The sequence below is a fragment of the Mesorhizobium sp. M2A.F.Ca.ET.039.01.1.1 genome (genome assembly GCF_003998035.1).
GTDB lineage: Bacteria > Pseudomonadota > Alphaproteobacteria > Rhizobiales > Rhizobiaceae > Mesorhizobium.
In genome coordinates this window covers 1-4,769 of the sequence record NZ_RZRY01000501.1, presented here as the reverse complement: position 1 = coordinate 4,769, position 4,769 = coordinate 1, and the positions used below count along the sequence as shown (strand labels likewise).

General features: G+C 64.4%; 4 protein-coding genes. 2 read left to right on the top strand and 2 right to left on the bottom strand.

Going from position 1 to position 4,769, the window contains the following annotated elements; translation table 11 throughout:
- Nucleotides 1–134 precede the first annotated feature (134 nt).
- Complete coding sequence (locus EOA24_RS27825; protein WP_126082397.1) at nucleotides 135–509, bottom strand: hypothetical protein; 375 nt, start codon at nucleotides 507–509, stop codon at nucleotides 135–137.
- Between the two features lie 165 nt (nucleotides 510–674).
- On the opposite strand from EOA24_RS27825, the gene EOA24_RS27820 reads away from it, so the two are divergent.
- Nucleotides 675–1,421: a cytochrome c biogenesis CcdA family protein gene (locus EOA24_RS27820; protein WP_126082398.1), complete on the top strand. Its 747-nt coding sequence runs from the start codon at nucleotides 675–677 to the stop codon at nucleotides 1,419–1,421.
- Nucleotides 1,422–1,443: 22 nt separating this feature from the next.
- Here EOA24_RS27820 and EOA24_RS27815 read toward each other — a convergent pair whose 3' ends face one another.
- Nucleotides 1,444–3,255, bottom strand: coding sequence for an adenylate/guanylate cyclase domain-containing protein (locus EOA24_RS27815; protein ID WP_245501867.1), 1,812 nt, complete (start codon nucleotides 3,253–3,255; stop codon nucleotides 1,444–1,446).
- Between the two features lie 361 nt (nucleotides 3,256–3,616).
- Here EOA24_RS27815 and glmU point away from each other — a divergent pair.
- Nucleotides 3,617–4,769: bifunctional UDP-N-acetylglucosamine diphosphorylase/glucosamine-1-phosphate N-acetyltransferase GlmU (gene glmU / locus EOA24_RS27810; protein ID WP_127410280.1), on the top strand; the 1,153-nt coding region annotated here is incomplete at its 3' end.

Below are 4,769 nucleotides of genomic sequence, written 5' to 3'. Positions count from 1 at the left end.
CTCTTAGAGTGTATGGCAAAGATCACTTTTTTGGCGATGGAGGCGTGCGCGCCCCGAACCGGCGACGACCGGCGGAAAGATGACTGGCTGCCGGATCAAGGAACCCGGCAGCCGGATCGCTCAATGAGGCGAGCTCAATCTGCCTTCACGACGTGCCAGGCTCCGGCGACGCCTTCGCCGTTCATGTCGCCGGCCTTCTTGTCCTTGACGAAGGTGTAGACCGGCTTGCCGTCATAGGCCCACATATGGGTGCCGTCGGTGCGCTTGACGACAGACCATTCGCCTTCGGTCTTCGTGCTCGCCTTGGCTTTCAGCGGCGGCCAGTTGGCGGCGCATTTGTCATAGCAGTTGGACTTGCCCTTCTCGTCCTTGTCGAAAGTGTAGAGGGTCATGCCCTTGGCGTCGGTGTAGATCTTGGTGCCGCCCACTTCGGCTTCCTTCCAGGCCTCGGCGGCCTGGGACGCGGCGGTGCCGAGAAGGGCGGCAAACCCGAGTGCGATCATTTTCATGATAAATCTCCCTGAACAAGCGCGCGGCAGTCGCGCGCTCATTCGGTCAACGCGTTGTGGAGCCCGTTTCTTCCTTTGGCGAAGCGGCGACTTGCCACACAATGGTGATTGGCAGGCGCACGCCCGCATCGCTATATCGACGCCAGCACAATCGGGACTCATGGAATGGCACTGGACATCGGCTATGTCAGCGCGGTCGGGGCGGGAGCGATCTCGTTCCTGTCGCCTTGCGTGCTGCCGCTGGTGCCGCCCTATCTCTGTTACATGGCCGGCGTGTCGGTCGACGATTTCCGCGGCAATCATGCCATGACGGCGCGGGAAGGCACGCGTGGCGCGCTGCTCTATGCCTCGCTTGCTTTCGTGCTCGGCTTCTCCACGGTGTTCGTCGCGCTGGGCGCCGGCGCCTCGACCATCGGCAGGCTGCTGCGGGTCTGGCAGGAGCCGCTGGCGATGGCGGCTGGCGCACTCATCATCATCATGGGACTGAATTTTCTGGGCATATTGCGCATTCCGCTGCTGTCGCGCGAGGCGCGCTTCCAGTCGCAGGGCAAGCCCGCAAACATGGTCGCCGCCTATGTCATGGGTCTGGCCTTCGCCTTTGGCTGGACGCCCTGCATCGGGCCGGTGCTGGGGCCGATCCTGACCTTGGCCGGCGGGCGCGAGACGGTCGGCGAGGGCGCGCTGCTGCTCGCCGCCTATTCGCTCGGGCTGGGCATCCCGTTCCTGATCGCGGCGCTGTTTTCCGGTGCGTTCATGCGCTTCCTCGGCAAATTCCGCGTCCATCTCGGCCGCGTCGAGAAGGGCATCGGCGCGCTGCTGGTCGTCGCCGGCGTATTTTTCCTCACGGGCGGCGTGCAGAGTGCGTCCTACTGGCTGCTGGAGAATTTCCCGGTGCTGGGGCGACTGGGGTAGGCTGCCATTTTATGCGCGACGATCACTCCGGCACGCCGGCGACGCCCAAGGCCTCGACGTAACGCTCGCCGAACACCTTGTCCTGCCATGGGTTGATCTGTCTCTGCAGGGTGAGCGTGTAGGTCGGGAACGCCTCCATCAGCCGCTGCGCCGCCGCCCGCGCCTCGTCCAACCGATTGAGTTTGACCAGCGCCATGATCACCACCCGGTGCGAGGAGCCGTAGTTCGGCATCTCGTGCAGCGCGCGTTCACCCCATGCCAGCGCTTCCTCGTAGCGCTCGAGCATCAGGTAGCTCATCCCGATGCCCGAGAGCGCGATGCCTTTCTCGGGATCGACCGGGCTCAGCCGCATTGCCCTATGAAAATGCTCGATAGCGACGAGCGGGCGGCCGGAATGTGCGTTGACCCAGCCGCAGCTGGTATGGCCCTGCGCCGAATTGGGATTGAGCCGCAGGGATCGTTCGATAGTGGCCAGCGCCATCTCGTAGTCCTTCGCGCTGTAGGCAATGACCTGCGCGGCGAAGCGCAGGCTCGTGGGGTCGTCGCGCGCTTCCGGCAGTACCTCGCGCGCCATGCGCGTGGCGACTCTGGTATCGTCGGGCTCGTGCCAGCACTGGCTCACGGAGATGCTGCGGATATGGGCGCCGAGTGCCTTCGCCAAGTTGAAGCCAGGATCGATGCTGAGCGCCTCGTTGGTGAGCCGTCGCACGTCGGCAAAGCCTTCGCGGGTCATGCTGTAGAAGCACGGCAGCGCGCGAAGGTAGAGGTCGTAGGCGCTCATGTAGTCGGTCGGCTTCATGCGCGCCTGCTTGATTTCCTCCAGCCGGATGCTCGGCTCGACAGCGCCGACGACGCTCTCGGTCACCTTGTCCTGCAGGTCGAAGATGTCGCACATATCGCCCTCGAAGCGGTCGGCCCAGACATGGTGCCCGCTGATCGCGTCCACCAACTGCCCACTGATGCGAACCCGCGAACCTGCTCGGCGGATGCTGCCTTCAAGCACGTAGCGGACGCCCAGCTCGCGCCCGACCTGGCGCAGGTCCACGGCCCGGCCCTTGTAGGTGAAGGACGAGTTTCGGGCGATCACGAAGAAGGAGTCCACCCGGCTCAATCCCGTGATGATGTCTTCCACCAGCCCGTCGGCGAAGTATTCCTGGTCGGGGTCGCCGCTCATGTTGGTGAAGGGCAGAACCGCGATCGAGGGTTTCTCGGGCAGGGGAGGCGGTGCGGCGCTGGCGTCGGCCTCGACGCGGTAAGCGCGCACGGGCCGCTCGATGTTCTTGAGGCGCAGGTCGCCAAGCGGCGTGAAGCCGCAGTCGAGCTTGCCCTGAAGGTGGTCGTAGGCGGTACCCGAGACGACCACGGTGCCTGGATCGGCGACGCTTTCGAGGCGGGCGGCGGTATTGACCCCGTCGCCGTAGATGTCACCGTCCTCCTCGCAGACCACGTCCCCGAGATTGACGCCGATGCGGAAGCGAATCCGCTCTTCCTCGGGCGTCTCCGACTCGTGTTCCGCCAAGGCCTGCTGGATCGCCATCGCCGAGGTCACCGCGTTAACGACGCTCGCGAACTCGCAAAGCATGCCGTCGCCGGTGAGCTTGACGACCCGACCGTGGTGCTCGGAGACCAGCGGTTCGAGGAGATCCTTGCGGTAGGTCTTGAGCCGCTCGAGCGTGCCACGCTCGTCGCGCTCCATCAGGCGCGAGTAGCCGACCACGTCGCAAGCCAGGATCGCTGCGAGGTGGCGCTGCGTGCTCGGCCATACGCCTGCACGCGGGCCGCCCCGCGTCCATGTCCTGCCAACTTCCAGACGCGCCGCGCGCATGGTATCCATCTCTCTCCCAGTCTCCGCCGATATGGAACGGAAACGCAGTTTGACCTTGCCTTCACGAGAATTCGCTATCCCGCTTTCGAGGCGTGGAGCGTTCGAGTCGCCCCCGCCAACAGAGAACCGACGACACGCTCGCGCGGCCTCCGCCGATGCTGACACAGCACTCCCAGCAGGCCGGGGATATTTCCTGACCTATGTAACCGGCTGACGTCACCGCGGCGGTGCTTTTGTATCTGGAACCTCACCGGACATCCGCGCTTGGAGACCTCCGCTCCGCCATCTCACCGGAATTTAACCGCATTGGTGCAGCATTACGCCGCTGCTAGCATGCATTGATTCAAGCCCTTTCATACGGTTGCCATCCATGAGCCAGAGATCCTGCCTGTCCGTCATCCTCGCCGCCGGCGAGGGCACGCGCATGAAAAGCGCGATGCCAAAAGTGCTGCATGCCATAGCCGGCCTGCCTATGGTGGCGCATGTCGTGAAAGCGGCCGAGGCGGCCGGCGCGACGGGCCTGGCGCTGGTGATCGGGCACGGTGCCGACGAGATGCGCAAGGCAGCACAGAAATTCGCGCCCAAGGCGGAGACTTTCGTGCAGGAGAAGCGGCTCGGCACCGCGCATGCTGTTCTGGCTGCTCGCGAAGCGATATCAAAGGGTTACGACGACATCCTCGTCATGTTCGGCGATACGCCTCTGATCGATTCGCAGGCGCTGGCCGCCGCGCGGCAGAAGCTCGCCGAGGGCGCCGCGGTGGCGGTCATCGGCTTTCGACCGCCAAGCCCGGCCGGCTATGGCCGTTTGGTCGAGAAGGGCAGCAAGCTCGTCGCCATCCGCGAGGAAAAGGACTGCTCGGAGGAGGAAAAGAAGATCGGCTTCTGCAACGCCGGCATGATGGCGGTGGCGGGCAGCCATGCGCTGCGGCTGCTGGACAAAGTCGGCAACAAGAATGCCAAGGGCGAATTCTACCTCACCGACATCGTCGAGATCGCCGGCGCCGAGGGGCTCGACGTCGTGGCGACGGAGGCGAGCTTCGAGAGCGCGCTCGGCATCAACAACCGCGCCGAACTTGCCGAGGCGGAAGCGATCTGGCAGGCGCGCCGGCGGCGCGAGGCGATGCTGTCCGGCGTGACGCTGATCGCGCCCGAAACCGTTTATTTCTCGTACGACACCGAGATCGGCGCCGACACGATTGTCGAGCCGAATGTGTGGTTTGGCCTGGGCGTCAAGATTTCCACCGGCGCCACGATCCATGCTTTTAGCCATATGACGGGCGCCACCATCGCAGAGAATTGCGAGGTTGGGCCGTTTGCGCGGCTGCGGCCTGGTGCCGACCTCAGGAAAAAGGCCAAGGTGGGCAATTTCTGCGAGGTCAAGCAGTCGACAGTGGAAGAAGGCGCGAAGGTCAACCACCTGACCTATATCGGCGACGCGCGCGTCGGGGCGGCGGCCAATATCGGCGCCGGCACCATCACCTGCAATTACGACGGCTACTCGAAATTCTTCACCGATATCGGCG